This window comes from Limosilactobacillus caecicola (genome assembly GCF_943192935.1).
Lineage (GTDB): Bacteria > Bacillota > Bacilli > Lactobacillales > Lactobacillaceae > Limosilactobacillus > Limosilactobacillus caecicola.
Genome location: NZ_CALPCI010000001.1, coordinates 355,746 through 373,956 on the forward strand (window position 1 = coordinate 355,746; position 18,211 = coordinate 373,956).

Here is an 18,211-nt window from a genome sequence, read left to right on the forward strand (position 1 = left end):
TGCTATCGCTCCTTCATTTTTTCATCTATTATACCTGATTCTACTCAAAAGGTTTTAGCAGCTCACGCTTAGCGTCTCCAGAAAACCAGCGATCATGTTGGCCCACGAGTTGACTCACTGAACGATAATCGCTCAAGTCAACCCGTCCTTGAATCAAATTACTAGTTTGGAGGGTCCGGGCTAACCGGACCGTTAATGCGTTTACTGGTTGGTGGTACAGTCGGTTTGGGTCTTCATCAATGTCGAGCCGTAAAAGCTTCCGTGCCTGGCGATATTCTGGCGACTGATCCAACACCATTTGCAATTCTTGTGGTGGTAATAATTTCATTCATCTTCCTCCAATCGAATCACCTGACCAACGGGTTGCTGAACCGATAAGTGGTCCTGACTCGTCAGCAGCCATAGTACCCGATGGTAACCGTGATCGTCAATTTTGTGCTCACCCCAGCCGTCAGTCACGATGATGACAGGTGTCTGGCGACTAAAATTGTGGTCAGCTAAATAGTCAAAGACTGCTTGATAGCTCGTACCACCTCCCCCATGGCGCTCAAAGGCGGCCAGGTGGTTAACCGGTTTTGGTGGCGTCTGCACTTGCGCATCAAAATCACCGACTTGCATTTCTATGTCTGCCTGCTTAGCTAATTCATTCAGCATACCAACTACCTTGCTCAAGGTGTCATTACTCATCGAGCCTGACTGATCAACAAAGACGGTCAACCGGGTCACAAGTCTGGTAACACGGCCAGGTAGTTCTAACCGTTGGGGTTGACGCCGGTTAAACCGGGCCCGCGATTCCTGGTAGCCACTGGGCACTTGGCCAACCAATCGCCAAAAGGCCTGGCGAAACGGCAGCCGGTAGTGTTGCGACGTGGGCATAAGTATTTCACGGACAGCCTGGGGAAGCGTCCCCCGTTGCCGAGCGGTTAAATGGTGGATACTCTGACGGACCACTTGCTTTAAGTTGCCCTGCCGAATAAGCTGGTTACCATTTTGGTACCAGCCCTGATGTTGCGTGGAAGCCTGGCTTTTCTTGAGCTCCGTTGCTAACCGCGTTTGCTGGCGTTGATCTAAATTCCGCAAAATTTGCAGATAGGTTTGGGAGTCCGCTTGGACAGGGAGTGGCTGGTGAAGAATTTGTTCCAACCGTGCCAAGGTCATCGTGCCTGCCGGTGGGGTGGTCAGGTACTGGTTAACCGCGACGTCACACGCGACATTCACGAGGGAACGGTCCCGTTCTTGCGCATACCGGAGGGGGTGTTGCCAAATGATGTGCAACGCTTGGTGCCGCAGGTCATTAACCAGGTCATCCAGTCGTTGGCGGTTCACTTGTTCCGCACAGGCCACTAACGTTAATTGATTATTTTGCCAACGCAAGGCGCAGGAAAAATTCCCCTGGGTAATTATTTCCCGGGAAATCATCATCAAAACTTCCCCACTCAGCGGGTCGGTCGTTAATAGCTGAATGATGGCGTTAGTAAGCCGTTGTTGTGCTTTCTGAAGTTGATCCAATTTACATCACCGCAATCCTTTGGAGCAGTTGGTAAAATTCTGCAGTCAAAGAATCCTGTTGGGCTTGTTGATAAAATTTTTCTAATACCGTCGGGTTCTGGTGACTTAATTTAGCAAATTGTTGAACGACCGCGTACTGACCGTCTGGACTAACTACTTGAAGGGCTGCTAGCAAATGCTTCAGGACAGCTGGCTCCGGCAACTTGGTGAATTGGTCGCTAACAAATTGGTTCAAAAGCTGAACCCGGTCAGGTTCGGCTAACTGTTCAAATTGCTTGGTTCCTTGGTCGGTCAATAAGTCATCGGCGGTAAGTTGATTGCCATTGTCCAACACAAACTGCGTAAAGGCAACCCCCACCTCAGCACCCAAATCGCCACTAAAAACGTCCGGCATTAGCTGTTCTTGAAGTGATTGTTCCAATTGCAGGAGCTCACTCAGGTTTTTAGAAACCCGTTCCCACGCCCGTGGAGTTGGATACAAGTCCTCATTCCGGGGACCAGTCAACGACTCAGGATAGGCTTGCAAATATTCTTGAACTAACGGGTGAATGCGTGGCTGGCCGTTTTCCGTGGTTGAAGCCCACTGAAGCCAATCCGTCAATGAAGCTTCCATCACTAGGCGGACGGTCCGGTCCTTAATGGCCGCATCCGCCGGCGTTACCGCATATTCAGTATCAGCAAAGCCACTCATTGAATCATCCGGGTTTTCTGCAATCACAATTCGAACCTGGCGCGGGAGGAGCAGACTATTGATTTGGCGTTGTAGTACAAGGTTCATCAATTCGCTTTGCACCGCGACCGTGCCGCGGTTAAATTCGTCGAGGAACCAGATAATCGGTTGCTCCGGATGGCTTTCCGCCTGCTGGATAATCTGAATCAGGGTCTCCGAATAACCATACTGGACATTCGCTAACTCACCATACTGGGTTGTTTTAATAAACGCCTCGTCACGTAACGGTGGGACCGGGATTGCCAGGTCTCCCTTTTCGACCAAGCTCACGACCGTGGTGAACAATTTCGCCCCGAGCTCTTCAGCCACTTCACTAACCAAGGTGGATTTACCAATCCCGGCCTCCCCGACCAAGTTAGGGACGTTGCCGGCCTTAATCACTGTTTTCACTGCTTGTTTCATTGCTTGATAATTGAGTGCCATCGGTTAATCCCTCCAACCGTAATGCTCTGAGTCCACATCCCGTTGCCGAATTTTAGAAACGTACGGATTGCCGGCAACATAAAAGCGCAACCGGTCTGATGCATTTTTGCCAGCTTGGTTAACGCCCACCCGTGGTCCACTAATGATTTGTCGCGGCATCCGCCGTTTTTGAAGCTTAATCTTCAGTGGCGCAATTGCCATTGGTTGACCATCCAAAGAACGGTCCTGGATTCCCAGTGCCTGCATTAATTTCCCCGGGCCGTTCGAAACGTTAACACCAGTCATGCCGCGGTTTTTTATCATTTGCTGAACATTCACCGTCGGTTCAATTGCGCGCAGCAGGATTCCGTGAGGTTCACCCGTGTTCTGGACAACAATGTCAAAACAATAGTGGGAACGAATTTGGTAGATATATAACGTCCCTGGTGCACCGTACAGCGATTCGGTATAGTGGGTGCGGCGTCCACCGGCAGCATGGGAAGCTGAATCGTCTTCGCCGAGATAGGCCTCCGTTTCAACAATTAACCCACCCACGGTACCAGAGGCACCTTGGTAAAGGACCAGGCGACCTAACAGGTCTTGTGCAATCGTGGTCGTAGGTCGACCAGTGAAAAATCGCTGATAATCATCCATGAACGTTTACTCCTTTCGTGAACTAGCCTATCATTAGAAACGAGGTGATTAATCGTGGAAATTAAAATTGAACGAATTTATACGAAACCCGTTGACCTAGATGGTTACCGGATTCTTATCGACCGCTTGTGGCCACGAGGGATCTCCAAAGTCAACGCCCACTTAGACGAATGGGCGAAGGAAGTCGGACCTAGTCCTGAACTTCGGCAATGGTTTAATCATGAGCCGAACAAATTTGCTGAATTTCAACAACGATACTTAGCTGAATTACAACATAACCCAGCTTACACACAATTGATAGCTACGGTTAAAACACAGTTGTCTACCCAAAATGTAATTTTATTATACGGGGCAAAAGACCCCCAATACAACCAAGCCATCATTTTGCAAACCCTTTTACAGCAAAAATTGGCATGATAATGATAAAGTGAAGTTGTAACATAATTCCTCCAACGTATCTGTAATACGAACAGCGCATCACAACAATAGGGCCCCAACATCCGGTAAAGCCAAATGCTGGGGCCCTATTGTTGCTTGCGGGAGCGTGACTATGAAGCCATACGCGACGCTTCTGCCACGGGTTTTATCTTAATAATTTTAGTCTCCTGGAATATCAACATGATTACAGGTAAATTGATCACCAGCCAACCATTTTTCTGCACCCTGAACTAATTCAGCATTGTCTGCCGTACTGTACAAGGTTAAAGTTCCTTTGGTTGTATTGTTATTTAATGAATCCGTTGTTTGCAGCATTTCAGCAGCAGTTTTAACCGTTTCCAACGCTGGATCCACCAACGTAACATTAGATCCTAAGAAATTAGTAATTTCCCGAGAAAGAAAAGGAAAGTGCGTACACCCCAGGATGAGGACTTGAACTGGCTTTTCCTTAAAAATTGCTAGTTCTTGATCAACAACTGTCTGTGCTTTAGCGGTACCAACTTCGTTATGCTGAACTACTGCCACCATTGGTTGAGCAGCTTTGCTAATCACCGTGACGTTCGGATCCAGTTCGTGAATCGTCTTGGGGTAAGCACCAGCTTTGGTAGTAGATTCCGTTGCAATCACCCCAACGCGTTCATGATGAGGCTCTGCTAGAGCTGCTTCAGCCCCAGGTTTAATCACACCAATTACGGGAATGGGCAGTTCCTTTTGAAGGGTTGGCAATGATGCAGCAGTTGCCGTATTACATGCAATAATCATCATTTTAATGTCATGCGTTAACAAATATTTACCGATATTTAACGCCAGCTGGCAAACATCGGCTTGGGTGCGTAATCCATATGGAAAATGCCCTTGATCACCAACGAACACAATTGCTTCATGTGGCAAATGGTCACGTAATACTCGTACTACTGACAAACCACCAATTCCTGAATCCATTACTCCGATTGGTCTTTGATCCATTTGAATAACCTCCTTTTAATTCAATAGTTACTCGCTACACTTTCAGTTTAGCATTCCATAAAACCGTACTAAAATAATTGAATGAATAATTTAAACGTCTGCTTTATCGATTTTACTCTTTCTGTATAATTGTTGACCGACAGCAAGTAAATCTGCATCTACAGTTGCCGTCAAAAAGCGCTGACAAGGTACCTCACTATGCCGGTCTTTAAAAGCCATTCGCTCCGTAGCTATTATCATCACCATCAGATTATTTTCAGTGAGCAACAATTGGCCTGGATGTCGGTACTTACCCTTCGTATGCTTGCCAGTTCGCCAGGTATGAATTTTGGCCTCACCATCTGAACCAACTTTGAGTTCATAGCCACCAGAATTATTATTTTCAACGGGAAGTCCATAAAATTTTTGGACCGCGTATTGATTTTTCTTACTCATTATTCGCCATCACCATTTCGTAAAATTAGTGTTAGTATCATTTTAGAATGATTTATTAAAGAAAGGACATCTAAATGGAAAAAATTGTTACTGCTGAAGAAATGAAAAAGCTCGATTCACACACCATTAACGAAATTGGGATTCCGTCATTAGTCCTGATGGAACGGGCTGCCCTCGCCGTCCGTGATGAAATCCTCACAGCCTACCCACTCAACCAAGAAAACGTTGTCGTGGTTGCCGGCAGTGGCAACAACGGTGGTGACGGGCTGGCCGTGGCTCGGCTCCTCAAAATCGCCGGAGTGAATGTGCAAATTCTCAACGTTGGCAACCCGGCACACGCTTCTAATGAGCACCAAGCTCAAGAAAAGATCTGCCAGTATTACGAAATTCCTGAAACTGAGGATTTACAGGTTCTTACCAACGCCACGTTGATCGTGGATGCCATTTTCGGAATTGGCATTGACCGCGAAGTGCAAGGCCACTACGTCGACGTCATTCAGGCAATGAATGATTCTGCTGCACCCGTCGTGGCAGTAGACATGCCATCCGGTATTAACACCGATACTGGTGAAGTCATGGGTGTTGCCGTGAAGGCAGACACTACCGTGACCTTTGCATATAACAAAGTTGGTTTAACCAAGGGAGCTGGAAAGGACGCCGCCGGAAAGGTTGCCGTGGCTAACGACATGGGAACTTACGATCTGTAAAGTTAATTATTTGTAAACAAAAGGAGCTGAGCACATGCTCAGCTCCTTTTTGCGTCTCAATTAAGCACGAGACTTGTAGGCACCATCTGCGGTGTTCACGATGATCTTGTCACCGTTCTTGATGAAGGCTGGTACAGTTACAACCAAACCAGTGTTCAAGGTTGCTGGCTTACCACCACCATCGATGGTTGCCCCCTTGATTTCTGGTTGGGTATCAGTAACTTCCAGGGTCACAGTCGCTGGTAATTCAACCCCAACGATTTCGCCACCAACGAATTCCATTTGTACTTCCATGTTTTCTTGTAAGTACTTCTTTTCTTCGGAAATGTTGGTGTTAGGCACTTCGTATTGTTCGTAGTTTTCGAGGTCCATAAATACGGAGTTGTCGCCTTCTTCGTAAAGGTATTGGGTGTTCCGCTTATCCACGTTGACTTGTTCAACCTTTTCGGAAGGACGCATCGTGGTGTGCACGATGGAACCAGAACGAATATCCTGGATGTCCATTTGCATTAAGGTGTTACCCTTACCAGGTTTGTGGTGGTTGATCGTCAAAACCCGCAGTAACTTGTCATCGCGCTTGAATACCATACCCTTTTTCAAATCAATTGTTTGAATCATTATAAGTACTCCTTCTTTACGAAATTTCCATAGCCGTCAGAAGCTATGGCATACGCATTTCATTATATCATAGATTAGAATCACTTTTCAGCAGGAACTTCGCACTACTTTTGGTAGATCAAGTTCGAAGCTGGCACCCGAATCAGAGTGTATTGTTCTGCCACGTGGTGAATCCGACAACCGAGGCCGTTTAATAAGGTGTTTTTATAACGGATTGTCATGACTGCGGCAAAGGCGTGGTTCGTTCGCTGGTCTTCCTTCGCGAGGGCCTTCCGGTTCCACGGGTAAACGGCCGCCTCAGTGCTTAGGTAGTGACTACTGTCCGCAATGGAGCCAAACCGCGAATTGGTCATGTACTTATTGTTATTAGTGGCCCAATAAGTATATGAAACAACCGGCCGCTTTCCTGAATCACTCCGGTTCACTTTGACGTAGTAATAGTCATCCTTAATTTCAGTGAGTTGAAGTGCTTGATACTTCACACTGGTGCTAACTTCGCTTTGATTGTGGTAATCTACGGTTCTGAAAAACGATAGGTAACACATGCCCCACAACCATGCGAGGGCAATTACTAGCAAAATGATATAACGAACTACCAAGCTCCCCTGGTATCGTTTGCCGGTCTTTGCGATGAGCATTAATTGCTTCACACGAATATAGTGAATTACGTAACACAAGAATGCAACGGCAGCGATCCATAATAGCCACCCCAACCAATTCCAAGTCATCCGTTCTCTCCATTCCTGATCGCTGGTGCAGCGGTCAAATTAATTTATCATTTGTCACCTAATTGTACCACAATCCATTTCTTCTTCGCGTTTTTCGCGGCAAACAGTTATAATGGTAATATTGATGGCACGATTACGTGTTAAACTAAGGAGGACTTCTCATAATGGATGAAGGAAATAACCTTTCAATGGACATTATTAACTACGAAAAGGACCACGACCTGACCGATAACGAAATGGCTTTCGGTAGCCAATTATCTGTAGAACGGGTTCACGACATCAAGTCACAAGCCAGCGATGCAACTCCCGAAGAAGAAGGCTTGTTGCGGCGGTTTATGGATTCTCACCAATAAAATCGTTCGTGAAGACAAAAGAAGCGCCCAATTGGGCGCTTCTTTTGTCTATTCTGGATCATGAAAGCTAACGGGGAGTTGTTTGGGCTCCAAATCCTGCTTAGGATCCTTAATTTTAGCCATCAGTGTTTCAATCAATTCATCCGCAATTTGGTCAATTGGCTGCACCACCGTCGGTAAGTCTGGTGCAACCGTCCGAATCATTTTCGAACCATCGTACCCGGTAACGACAAAGTCCTGGTTAATCACCTTTCCAGCCCGCTTCGCAACATTGCGAATTTGCAGGGCTTGAACATCATTAGTAGCAATCACCGCATCATATTTCCCGGGAAATGTCTGAGTAAAATTCGTCCGCTTCAAATCCAGCGGCGTGTAGTTGGCATGGTGTTCAGTAAGGTAATCAACGGCCCCCTGAACCCGGTTTAGCGTTGGGGAAACCGACGTATCTTCATCAATCATCACCGCAATTTTTTTACCGCCATGGTTCATAATATATTCCGCCGCCAGTTGTCCACCTCGGTAGTTATCGGATTCGACAATTGGAATATTTCCCGCCAGGTAACGGTCAAAGGAAACGATCGGTGATGAAATTTGTTGGTATTCACGAATTCCCAAGTTGTGCGAACTAGAGATAATGCCATCCACTTGATTGGCCATTAACATCCCCAAATAGTCATGCTCAATCTGCTCATTTTCCGCTGAAGAAGCAATGATCGTCTTGTACCCTAAACCGAATAACCGATATTCTAAATCATTGATTAACTCAGCAAAAAATGGGTTCGTCGTGTTCGGAAAAATCAACCCAATGAACTTGGAAGGTTTTCCCTGCATGGCCCGTGCTAACGCGTTCGGCTGGTAGTTTAATTCCCGCATTGCGGCATGCACCTTCGCGATTGTTTTTTTACTTAGTGAGCCATAATTATTGATGACTCGGGAAACGGTGGTCACTGAAACCCCCGCTAAATCAGCAACATCTTTTAATTTTGCAACCATTTTCAATTCACTCCATTGTTAGATAATTTATTATACCGCAATTTTTAGCCAATAGAAAAGGGAGCGTCCCAGAAGCCTTGCTCCTGGGACGCTCCCTTTGAATGGGATTGAGGTAGATCCCTTTAAGAGAGTGTTTTCTGTAAATTACTTTTGTTCCATTACTACTTCATCATTAGCAGTAATCGTAAATGTCTTGTTAGCAGCGTCAGCATCCAGAACTGCTACGTTCTTACCGTCCTTGTCCTTGCGCGTGATCTTAATCGTCGTGTCAGTTGGTGTTTCAACATCAATTGAACCTTCCAGATCAAAGGCCGCAAACTTGTTCCGCCAGGAGAGCAGTTCCAAGAGGTTCTTAACCACTGGTCGTTGCACTTCTTTGGCAACTTCTTCCTTGGTGTAGTAGTGACGGTTGATATTCCGGCCTTCCTTGGTCTTTTCAAGGAGGTCTAAGTCGTTAGAACCAGCTAACAGACCAACGTAGTAAACCATTGGAATTCCTGGTGCAAAGACTTGGATAGCCCGTGCCAACAGGTAGGACTTATCGTTGTCCCCTAAGGCTGAGTAGTAAGTGGAGTTAATTTGGTAAATATCCAAGTTGTTGTATTCAGCACTGGAGTACTTCCGCTTAACATTGGCCCCAACCTTGTACAATTCATTAGAAGCATAAGCGATTTCGTCATCAGTCAAGATGTCCTTAGCATCGACAACCCCGATCCCGTCGTGAGTGTCCAGGGTAGTGAATTGCTTCATTGGACTCATCTTCAACCACTTAGCAAGCCGGTTCGTCTTACCAGAGTACAGAGTGTAGAGAGTGGTCATTGGTAAGGTGAAGTCGTAAATGAAGAAGTTGTGTGCAGAAATCTTTTGTGGAATCGTGTAGTGTTCATGGATTTCTGGCAAAATGATGGCCTTGTATGGAGCCAAGATATCTTGAACTTCATTCAGCAAGTCCCAAATTTCTGGTTCAACGAAGAAGTCATTCGTGCCGACCTTCTTCACCGCGTAAGCAAAGGCATCCAAACGGATCATGTCAGCCCCATGCTTCACCATATCGATCAAGGTTTCCTTAAAGAATTCGTTTGCGACCTTGCTCTTGACGTTGATATCGATTTGCTCTTCACCAAACGTATTCCAGAGGTGTTCCTTAGTACCGTCATCGAAGTCAATTTCTTGTTCTGGAGCCTTGTCCTTCCGCTTGTAGATCATATCAATGTCTTCTTGGGTTGGCCGATCTTTACCAGCCTTTTCCCAGAACTTTTCCCAACGGATAAAGAAGTCGTTGTACTTGGAATCATCATGCTTCTTCTTGAAATCTTGGTACATTTCAGACTTCTTGGAAATGTGGTTAATCATGAAGTCAAACATCAGGTAGTAATCTTCACCTAATGCTTCAACGTCGCTCCAGTCACCAAAGGCGGAGTCAACAACGTCATAACGGTATGGCGCGAAGCCACGGTCACCAGTGGATGGGAAGAATGGCAACAGGTGCACCCCACCAATGGCGTCCCCAATATACTTGTTTAAGACTTCGTGAGTTTCTTTAATGTTCTTACCCATAGAATCGGAGTAAGTAATCAACATTGCTTTATTTTGAATTGGCATAATCTAATCCTCCAAAATTTTACTTAGTGGCATGACGACGAGTAGCAACAAAGATAATGACGGCAATTACTAGCAACCCAATCCCGTAAACGAGGAATGGAGCAGCCAGCCCATAACCACTGGTTGGTTGGCCCATCAAATGGTTGGTCCATTCAGCAATCGATGGGGAGAAAAAGGCCCCAAAGTTAAAACCAATCAGAACCAACGATGTGACCATTGGTTGACGCTTCGCTGGCGCTAACCCTGGCAATAAATTAAAGATCAATGGTGAAACTAATTGGAGTGGGAACCCAATTAATAATAACCCAATGACTAATAAGACGAAATTCGATCCAGCAAAGTAGAACAGGAAATTGGAGAGGGCCATCAATCCTAATCCCAGGTAAACCGTCCCAAATCCTAACCGCTTTTGAATCGAGCCGTAGAAGAGCCCACCGAGTGTGGCTCCAATTAACATCAACGATAAGAAATTGGAAGCACCGGTGTATTGCGCACCACGAATATTAACGGCTAAACCGGGGAACCGGTTTTCCATCCCAACGTAGTCCACAACTAATAAGAAGGCAAAGAGGACTAACAGGTACACCGTTGGGCTGGTCTTTTGGATCTCATCCTCAGCTGGTAAATCTTCAGTCGCCTCTTCTGCTTGATCAGAAGCTGATTTGTCAGCCTTGGAATCATCCGGAACCCGGAGACCAAAGAAGATCAAAACAACGAAGGCCAAGGCGTAAACCAGGAACGAGGCGTGCCAGCCACTCGCCGTTAACAGCAAACCAGCTACGAAGAGGGTAAAGGCTTGACCAATCTGTTCGGCAGCAGCTCGCCACCCCAGCATTTGCGCCCGGGTGCTCCCTTCATACCAGACTGAAATCATGGAAATCGCTTGTGAATTATACAATCCATAACCGGCACCTAGCAATAACCGTGAAGCCAGAATGATTGGGTAACTACGAATGTTAAAGAATGGTACTAATCCCATCACCCCAACAATCGTGACCCCAATCATGATCATTTTCTTATCAGAAATTTTGAACCACTGTTGTAAAAGTGGTGACAAAATCACGAAAATCATCACGGCAAAGGATGGGGTCGTTGCTAAATACTCCGATTGAGTCTGTGTGACGTGCAATGAAGCCTTTAATTGTGGTAAAGCACTTTGCACGGCATAAGCACTCGTTAACATGAAGGAAACTGACAAGAATGCCAATTTTGTAATCATCGAATTCTTATTCTGCATGATAAAACCTCATTAAATCCCAAGATATTAATGACAAAAGCTCATTAATTCACATAAGAATATAGCAATCTTCAAATAAAATGTCAAACGTTTATCAAAATTATTTCTTGAAAAAATTTGAACTGGGTCAAGCGATAAACAATTACATAACTTTATGTGTCTATTTGACGAATTTTCGGACCGCAACGTTGTATTTTTCACCTGAAAAATTTTTTTGTAAATTTTGATAAAATTCTTTGACCAAATCTTGAGATAATGCTAAATTTTAATTGTTTAGAAATCTTACGAATTTATTAAGATTCTTAAATTTCTTAATTATTCTATTTCAAAGGAGACTTCAGTAATGACCAATCACTCCAAAATGTATAAGAACGGTCGGAATTGGATGTTTGCGAGCGTCGCAGCTTTGACCATGTTGGCTGCTGGCACCATGACTGCCCACGCCGATAGTCAAACCAGCAATACCAATGGCCAATCATCCGATACGAACAATAATACCGGCAATACGAATAACAATGACAGCCAAGTTGCCATTAATGGTGGTGCCAGTCAAACGAATGACAATTCATCAGCAAGCACGAGTTCTGCAACCGCTGCGGCGAGTGTCAACTTCAAGAGCAACACTGATGATAATACTAGTTCTCAAACCAACAGTACCGCTGCCCAAACGACTGATACGACGACTTCATCCGATACTACCAACACTGCTTCAACAGCTTCAGAAAAGGCCGTTGTCAACTTCGTGCAAACACCAACTGCCAACACCCAAGCTGACATTAGTGCTATCCACTTTAGTAATGGTGCTAAGCAGCAAAACTTTATTGAAAGTGTCGCTAGCGGAGCCATCGAAGGCTGGAACAAATATGGTGTCCTGCCTTCTGTAACCGTTGCGCAAGCGATCCTCGAAAGTGGCTGGGGAACGTCAACATTGTCGACCGAAGCTCACAACCTCTTCGGGATCAAGGGTTCCTACAATGGCAATTCCGTGACCATGTCAACCCGGGAAGTGTATAACGGTCGCTCCGTTTACGTTAACGCCGCCTTCCGGGCCTACGCTAACAACTCCGAATCAGTTGAAGACCACGGAAACTTCCTGTACAGCAACAGCCGTTACAGTAACTTACTTGGTGACACAAACTACGCCAGTGTTGCTAGAAAACTTCAAGCTGATGGTTACGCAACTGACCCAAGCTACGCCAGCTCGTTAATTAATTTAATTCAAACCTACAATCTGACCCAATTAGACACGATTGCCCTTTCTGGTGCCCAACCAGTAATTACTAATAAGGGTAACAATGGGAACAGTTCCAGCGTTGATAATTCTGGTTACTACACCGTCCAAAGTGGTGACACCCTCTCCGGGATTGCGAGTGAATTTGCGACAACTGTTCAAACGTTAGCACAATTAAACGACATCTCGAACCCAAACCGGATCTATGTTGGTCAACGTCTCTTGGTTAAGCAAGCTAGTTCCTCAAATTCAACGACCACGACGACGACCCCCTCAACTTCCACTAACACGGGAAGCTCCACGACAACGACGGCCACTAGTTACACCGTCCAAAGTGGCGATAATTTATCCGGGATCGCCAACAAATTCGGGACGACTTGGCAGTCATTAGCCCAATTAAATAACTTGTCGAACCCGAACCTGATCCACGTGGGTCAAGTTCTGCAGCTTAGCGCGGGCACTAGCACTAACACTTCAACGACAACCACGACCAGCACTGGCACTTACACCGTCCAAAGCGGTGATAACCTGTCATCCATCGCCAGTCAATTTGGCACCACTTATGAAACCTTGGCGCAATTGAATAACTTGTCGAATCCAAACTTAATTCGGGTTGGCCAAGTCTTAAAGGTTTCTGGTAGTTCAACAACGACGACTTCCAGTAGTTCCAATACGACTACGACTGGCACCGGCACCTACACCGTGAAGAGCGGCGACACCCTTTCGGGGATTGCTGCTCAATACGGCACCACCTATGAAGCCTTGGCGCAACGTAATAACATTTCCAATCCAAATACGATTTACGTTGGTCAAGTTCTTCAAATTAGTGGTAGCAGCACTAGTGCTGCCAGAGTGTCATCTAGTTCCCGTTGTAACTACGTTGTTAAGAGCGGCGACACCCTCTCCGGCATCGCCGCTAACTACGGAATTAGCTGGACGACGTTAGCTGCTAGAAACGGCATTCAAGCGCCATATACTATTTACGTCGGCCAACGACTCGCTTTGTAATTCTAGCGAATTAGTCAAAAATAGATTTATAATTTATATACGTAAAGATTCGTTTTTGGTTTTAGTTAAAGAGGTTTCGGCAAATGATTAACTATCAACTATCCAATCTAGACGATCTAAATGAGGTCAGTTCCCTCTTTAAAATTTTAGGTCATACCAAGCGCCTCCAACTCCTTTACCTACTCATTCAGCATTCCATGACAGTGTCACAAATCAGTACGGCTTTGAATTGGGAGCAATCCGCAGTATCGCATCAGTTGCAACTTCTGAAGGAGTATAACTGTGTTAGTTATGAACGCCATGGGAAACAAATCGTATATAAATTAGATAATCCAACGGTCATGACCTTAATTGCTGACGCGATGGGCGGAATTAACGACTTTTAGAATTAGTGCATTCAAAAATCCGGGTAAGTGTGCCAAGCACGTTTACCCGGATTTTATTATTTATTCGCCATATGATCATGAATCAGACGACCAATGGCATTGGCGCTTTCGTTCGTCTTGCTAATGGTGATCAACGTATCATTACCAGCGAGTGTCCCCACGATATCGGTCAGGTCGCTATCATCAAGTAAACCGGCCAAGACGGTCGCAAAGCTCGAATTCGGCGTGGTTTTGATAACGTTCATGAACTGCACCACTGTGCAATCTTCCACATTATCATGGATAGCATCATATAATCGTTGGTGCTGATCTTCATTATCTACCTGGAGCTGTGCATAGTAGGCCTGTCCCGCCTGATCACTCACCTTCACGATATTTAATGCATGAATATCACGTGAGACGGTGGCCTGAGTGGCGTTAACTCCCCGCTCTGCCAATAGCTGTAACAGCTTTTCCTGGGTATTCACCCGGTGATTGTTAATCAGGTCCAGAATTAATTTACGCCGGTCACGATGGTTCATATTTGATTCTCCTTTGAATAATCATTCATAATATCTAATATTAAACCACTTTCATGCAAAAAAGAAGGGCGGCTGAGAAAAAACTCACCCACCCTTCTTTTATTAATTAATTCTTTGAACGTTTGCTAAGCGCAGAATGGCTAATTCCATAGACGAAGTAGATAATTAATCCAGCCAGGAACCAGAAGCCGGCGTAAATCTTAGCGTCTGTACTCAAGCCCAAGAAGACCAACAGAGCAGCGACAAAGCCCAGTGCTGGCATAACTGGGTAGAATGGCATCTTAAATGCCGGATCCTGGATATCTTTCCCTTCACGCTTCCGCAATGCATAGATTCCCAAACAAACGAACATGAAGGAGATCAACGTTCCGGCAGAAATCAATTGTGACAGGAAGGCGAATGGGAAGAAGGCCCCAATCAGGACCGCCCCACAAGTCAATACGAACAGGGCGTGGTTTGGCCGTTTCTTATCATCTAGCTTACCCAACCATTTTGGCAACATTCCGTCACGACCAAATGAGTAGATCAACCGTGAACCGGCCAGGGTCATTCCGATCAAGGCAGTAAACATCCCGACAACGGCGATTGTTTGGACAACCACGGCCACCATTGGGTGGTGAATTGCCCGCAGTGCCAGCCCAACTGGTTCAGCAGAGTTAGCGTATTTCGTGTACGGCATTACACCGATCAAGACCAAACTAACGGCCACGAACAATACCACCGCGATCAACAGTGAGCCCAAAATTCCTCGGGGCATCGTTTTTTGTGGGTTGATGGCTTCCGCAGAGTTAGCAGCGATGGAATCAAAACCGATATATGACAGGAAAATCATGGAAACCCCGGCGTAAATTCCTTGCCAACCACCAAAGGCCCCGTTAGAAGTCATTCGGTACTTAGGAACAAACGGAATAAAGTTCGCCTTTTTAATGGCAACGGCCCCCACGACAACGAACAAGAGAATGGCAAAAACCTTCAAAATGACCAGCAGATTTTCCACCCGGGCAGCCCCAGAAACCCCTTGCGCAATCAGCAAGGCCACGGCAATGATGACGACGACTGAAACCAGGTCCACAATCCCCCCGTTGTTTCCAAAGGTATTGGAAAGTGAGTTTGGTAAGGTCACCCCGAACTGGGCAATCAATGCCCGGAAGTTCGCCGACAACCCGGAGCCAACGAACGCGAGGGCGATGAAATATTCAGCTAGGAGTGCCCAACCGGCAATCCAACCGAAAAATTCCCCAAAAATAACGTTAATCCAAGAATAAGCAGAACCGGCAAAGGGCATGGCGGCGGCCATTTCAGCGTAGGCAAACGCAACCAGGCCGGCAACGATGGCTGCTAAAATAAACGAAATGATGACGGCCGGGCCAGCGTGCTGGGCGGCCACTTCCCCTGGCAGGGTAAAGATCGAAGCCGACACAATCGTTCCGACCCCCAAGCCTAGGAAGTCACGAACACGCAGCGTTCGCGCCAAATGGGCATCCTTGACCTCGTAGGTACTGGGATCTTCCTTCATGGTAATTCTCTTCCAAATATTCATATGCATCTCTCCCATGGATATTTTGTGAAAACCGGGTTCTCACACGGCAATTCTTATAGAATTCTTATTCAATTCTCATAATTCTACCATTTTTATTTAGCGACTGCAAACCAAAAACGGTCGTTGACCATCATTAGTCAACAACCGTAGTAATAAGCTGGCGTTTAATCAGCTGCCAAGGCCTCAATTGGGTTCAGTTTAGCTGCCCGCCGTGCCGGCAGTAATGCGGCCAAGAAGGAAATGACCAACGCCGCTACAAAGGCAAAAATGACGTTACCGACCGTTAATTGGATGATATTGTACTTAATCAATCCATACAGGGCGCTGTTGATTCCCCACGTGGCCAACAATGTAATGACTAACGCTAAGACCGCCGCGAAGAGACCGATTAAAATCGATTCCGATGTGAACAACCGGCGGATATCAACCTTCCGTTCACCCAGAGCCCGTAAAATCCCGATTTCCTTCGTCCGTTCGGAGACTGACATGTACATCGTCACGATGATCATGAGGGCCGAAACCAGTAACGAGACAGCCGCCACGCCAGACAGGACGTTGGAAGCCAACTTCACGTAACGGTTAATCCGCTTTAACATGGAGCCAACGGTGATTGAACCAAAGATCCGTTTGTTACCAGACCGGAGGCCATCAATCCTGTTGGCCACCGTTTGCACTTGATTAAAATTCTTGACCTTGACCGCGAGGAAGTTTGGCCGGTCATCAGCGTTTTGTTTCTTTATTGCCTGACGAATCGTTTCGTAGTTTACAGCTGAACCACCGGCAGTCGAACTATCAACGAGGCCAACGACTTTCACTGGCACACTGATGGCAACCGGTTGGCCATTCCCGTCGACCCAGTTAAAGGACAGGGTCATCTTTTTACCAATAATCTTTTGGTAGTTTTTCGCTCCCATAAACTGGGCAGCTTCTTGTTTGCCAATCACGATTTCGCCTTGTTTTGGCGCGTGCCCCTTCTTCAAAGAGCTCTTTTTATCCATCGCGTTCCACGTGCTAAGGCTCGAGCCACTTTGGGTTTTCCCACTGCTAGTAAGCTCTAAACGATACGTTGGCAATGTGTAACCCTTTTCGACGCTTTGGACACCCTTTAACTTGGCCACCCGTTGAACTTGTTGGTTATCAATCAAGCCCGCTTGCGGATCACCAGCAATATTTTGGAAGGTCTCCAATAATTCCTGCTGGTTCATCTTTTTTCCGGTCGTGTTTTTAAGAACTTGGATCACCCGGGGATTGGCAATCGAGTTGACTTGGTCTTGAATATAACCGTTGACCCCGTTACCCAGGCCACTAAAGATCATCACGGCAAAGAGGCCGATGGCGACCCCTAGCATAATTAAGGAATTCCGCCAGAAGTTATACATCAAATGCTTAAACGAAAAGCTGTAGCTGGCACGAGCTGGCAATTTCTGGGCTTGAATGTGGGTGGGATCTTCCGGAATCGGGTATGGATCCTTTAGGTGTTCGTCACGATCAATTTTCCCATCTTCCATGTGGACGATCCGGGTCCCGTGATTGGCCACCTCTGAGGAGTGCGTGACCGCAATCACTAATTTCCCGTCTTTGGCTATTTCATCCATTAATTCGAGAACTTCTTGCGTGTTTTTGGAGTCCAGGGCGCCCGTTGGTTCATCAGCGATAATGATTTGGGGATCACTGGCCAGCGCACGGGCAATCGCCACCCGTTGCTTTTGACCACCGGAAAGTTGCTTCGGGTACTTCCGAATTTGATCTGCAAGGCCCACTTTTTTCAGCAAACCTTCTGCCCGGGCCTTCTTTTCAGCAGCAGACAATGTGGTCATGTCCAGTGATACCAACACGTTATCCAGCACGGTCAGGTGCGGGATGAGGTTGTATGATTGATAGATATGACCAATTGTGGATCGGCGGTATTCGTCAAGTTGCTTTTCATTTCGGTGGTCCAGCACCTTACCGTCAACGATGACTTGACCATCAAATTCACGATCGAGCCCCCCGACGATGTTCATCAAGGTTGATTTACCACCACCAGATTCTCCAAGAATCGAGACAAATTCGCCCTTATCAAAGTTCAAATCGATTCCCTTTAAAACGGGAAATTCATCATTTCCCAGGAAATAAGATTTGAAAATCTGGTGTAGTTCTAAAAATACCATGGT

Annotated in this window: 19 protein-coding genes; 5 read left to right on the forward strand and 14 right to left on the reverse strand. The window is 46.1% G+C overall.

The window, feature by feature from the left end; translation table 11 throughout:
- Window positions 1-40: 40 nt before the first annotated feature.
- The 4 genes from NFR43_RS01750 to NFR43_RS01765 are packed head-to-tail and all read right to left on the reverse strand — an operon-like array spanning window position 41 to window position 3,295.
- Window positions 41-328: a hypothetical protein gene (locus NFR43_RS01750; protein ID WP_251545858.1), complete on the reverse strand. Its 288-nt coding sequence runs from the start codon at window positions 326-328 to the stop codon at window positions 41-43.
- Window positions 325-1,509 carry a vWA domain-containing protein gene (locus NFR43_RS01755; protein WP_251545860.1) on the reverse strand — a complete coding sequence of 395 codons (1,185 nt, stop codon included), beginning with the start codon at window positions 1,507-1,509 and terminating at the stop codon, window positions 325-327. The genes NFR43_RS01750 and NFR43_RS01755 overlap by 4 nt, the downstream gene beginning before the upstream one ends.
- Window position 1,510: 1 nt before the next feature.
- Window positions 1,511-2,662, reverse strand: a complete 1,152-nt coding sequence (locus NFR43_RS01760; protein WP_251545861.1) for an ATP-binding protein — start codon at window positions 2,660-2,662, stop codon at window positions 1,511-1,513.
- Between the two features lie 3 nt (window positions 2,663-2,665).
- Window positions 2,666-3,295 (reverse strand): DNA-3-methyladenine glycosylase, encoded by a 630-nt coding sequence (locus NFR43_RS01765; RefSeq protein ID WP_251545863.1) that lies wholly within the window; start codon window positions 3,293-3,295, stop codon window positions 2,666-2,668.
- A gap of 54 nt (window positions 3,296-3,349) precedes the next feature.
- Here NFR43_RS01765 and NFR43_RS01770 point away from each other — a divergent pair, with 54 nt between their 5' ends.
- Complete coding sequence (locus NFR43_RS01770; protein ID WP_456085672.1) at window positions 3,350-3,712, forward strand: DUF488 domain-containing protein; 363 nt, start codon at window positions 3,350-3,352, stop codon at window positions 3,710-3,712.
- A gap of 180 nt (window positions 3,713-3,892) precedes the next feature.
- On the opposite strand, the gene murI is transcribed toward NFR43_RS01770, so the two are convergent.
- Together murI and NFR43_RS01780 are read right to left on the reverse strand one after the other, a co-directional pair.
- The gene (murI, locus tag NFR43_RS01775; RefSeq protein ID WP_251545865.1) at window positions 3,893-4,699 is read right to left on the reverse strand and encodes a glutamate racemase; all 807 of its coding nucleotides are present in this window, start codon (window positions 4,697-4,699) and stop codon (window positions 3,893-3,895) included.
- A 90-nt stretch (window positions 4,700-4,789) separates the two neighbouring features.
- A complete protein-coding gene (locus NFR43_RS01780; protein ID WP_251545867.1) occupies window positions 4,790-5,134 on the reverse strand; it encodes a DUF7671 family protein in 345 nt (114 codons plus the stop codon).
- Between the two features lie 74 nt (window positions 5,135-5,208).
- Here NFR43_RS01780 and NFR43_RS01785 point away from each other — a divergent pair, with 74 nt between their 5' ends.
- Complete coding sequence (locus tag NFR43_RS01785; protein WP_251545869.1) at window positions 5,209-5,841, forward strand: NAD(P)H-hydrate epimerase; 633 nt, start codon at window positions 5,209-5,211, stop codon at window positions 5,839-5,841.
- A gap of 60 nt (window positions 5,842-5,901) precedes the next feature.
- Here the strand turns inward: NFR43_RS01785 and efp are convergent, their stop codons facing one another.
- Together efp and NFR43_RS01795 are read right to left on the reverse strand one after the other, a co-directional pair.
- On the reverse strand, window positions 5,902-6,459 hold the full coding sequence (gene efp / locus NFR43_RS01790; protein ID WP_251545872.1) for an elongation factor P: 558 nt from the start codon (window positions 6,457-6,459) through the stop codon (window positions 5,902-5,904).
- Between the two features lie 104 nt (window positions 6,460-6,563).
- Window positions 6,564-7,187 carry an LVIS_2131 family protein gene (locus NFR43_RS01795; RefSeq protein ID WP_251545874.1) on the reverse strand — a complete coding sequence of 208 codons (624 nt, stop codon included), beginning with the start codon at window positions 7,185-7,187 and terminating at the stop codon, window positions 6,564-6,566.
- Between the two features lie 164 nt (window positions 7,188-7,351).
- On the opposite strand from NFR43_RS01795, the gene NFR43_RS01800 reads away from it, so the two are divergent.
- Window positions 7,352-7,540 (forward strand): LBP_cg2779 family protein, encoded by a 189-nt coding sequence (locus tag NFR43_RS01800; RefSeq protein WP_006917425.1) that lies wholly within the window; start codon window positions 7,352-7,354, stop codon window positions 7,538-7,540.
- Between the two features lie 48 nt (window positions 7,541-7,588).
- On the opposite strand, the gene NFR43_RS01805 is transcribed toward NFR43_RS01800, so the two are convergent.
- From NFR43_RS01805 to NFR43_RS01815, 3 genes are all read right to left on the reverse strand, one after another.
- The gene (locus NFR43_RS01805; RefSeq protein ID WP_251545876.1) at window positions 7,589-8,533 is read right to left on the reverse strand and encodes a LacI family DNA-binding transcriptional regulator; all 945 of its coding nucleotides are present in this window, start codon (window positions 8,531-8,533) and stop codon (window positions 7,589-7,591) included.
- Window positions 8,534-8,677: 144 nt separating this feature from the next.
- The gene (gene gtfA / locus NFR43_RS01810) at window positions 8,678-10,135 is read right to left on the reverse strand and encodes a sucrose phosphorylase (protein WP_251545880.1); all 1,458 of its coding nucleotides are present in this window, start codon (window positions 10,133-10,135) and stop codon (window positions 8,678-8,680) included.
- A gap of 19 nt (window positions 10,136-10,154) precedes the next feature.
- A complete protein-coding gene (locus NFR43_RS01815) occupies window positions 10,155-11,372 on the reverse strand; it encodes an MFS transporter (RefSeq protein ID WP_251545883.1) in 1,218 nt (405 codons plus the stop codon).
- Between the two features lie 343 nt (window positions 11,373-11,715).
- Here NFR43_RS01815 and NFR43_RS01820 point away from each other — a divergent pair, with 343 nt between their 5' ends.
- Both NFR43_RS01820 and NFR43_RS01825 read left to right on the forward strand, forming a co-directional pair.
- Window positions 11,716-13,611: a LysM peptidoglycan-binding domain-containing protein gene (locus NFR43_RS01820; protein WP_251545885.1), complete on the forward strand. Its 1,896-nt coding sequence runs from the start codon at window positions 11,716-11,718 to the stop codon at window positions 13,609-13,611.
- A gap of 83 nt (window positions 13,612-13,694) precedes the next feature.
- Window positions 13,695-13,997 (forward strand): ArsR/SmtB family transcription factor, encoded by a 303-nt coding sequence (locus NFR43_RS01825; protein WP_251545887.1) that lies wholly within the window; start codon window positions 13,695-13,697, stop codon window positions 13,995-13,997.
- A gap of 56 nt (window positions 13,998-14,053) precedes the next feature.
- On the opposite strand, the gene NFR43_RS01830 is transcribed toward NFR43_RS01825, so the two are convergent.
- The 3 genes from NFR43_RS01830 to NFR43_RS01840 all read right to left on the reverse strand — a co-directional run bounded on the left by NFR43_RS01830 (window position 14,054) and on the right by NFR43_RS01840 (window position 18,208).
- Window positions 14,054-14,518: an arginine repressor gene (locus tag NFR43_RS01830; RefSeq protein WP_251545889.1), complete on the reverse strand. Its 465-nt coding sequence runs from the start codon at window positions 14,516-14,518 to the stop codon at window positions 14,054-14,056.
- Window positions 14,519-14,624: 106 nt separating this feature from the next.
- On the reverse strand, window positions 14,625-16,058 hold the full coding sequence (locus NFR43_RS01835; RefSeq protein ID WP_251545891.1) for an APC family permease: 1,434 nt from the start codon (window positions 16,056-16,058) through the stop codon (window positions 14,625-14,627).
- Window positions 16,059-16,222: 164 nt separating this feature from the next.
- Complete coding sequence (locus NFR43_RS01840; RefSeq protein WP_251545893.1) at window positions 16,223-18,208, reverse strand: ABC transporter ATP-binding protein/permease; 1,986 nt, start codon at window positions 18,206-18,208, stop codon at window positions 16,223-16,225.
- Window positions 18,209-18,211 lie beyond the last annotated feature (3 nt).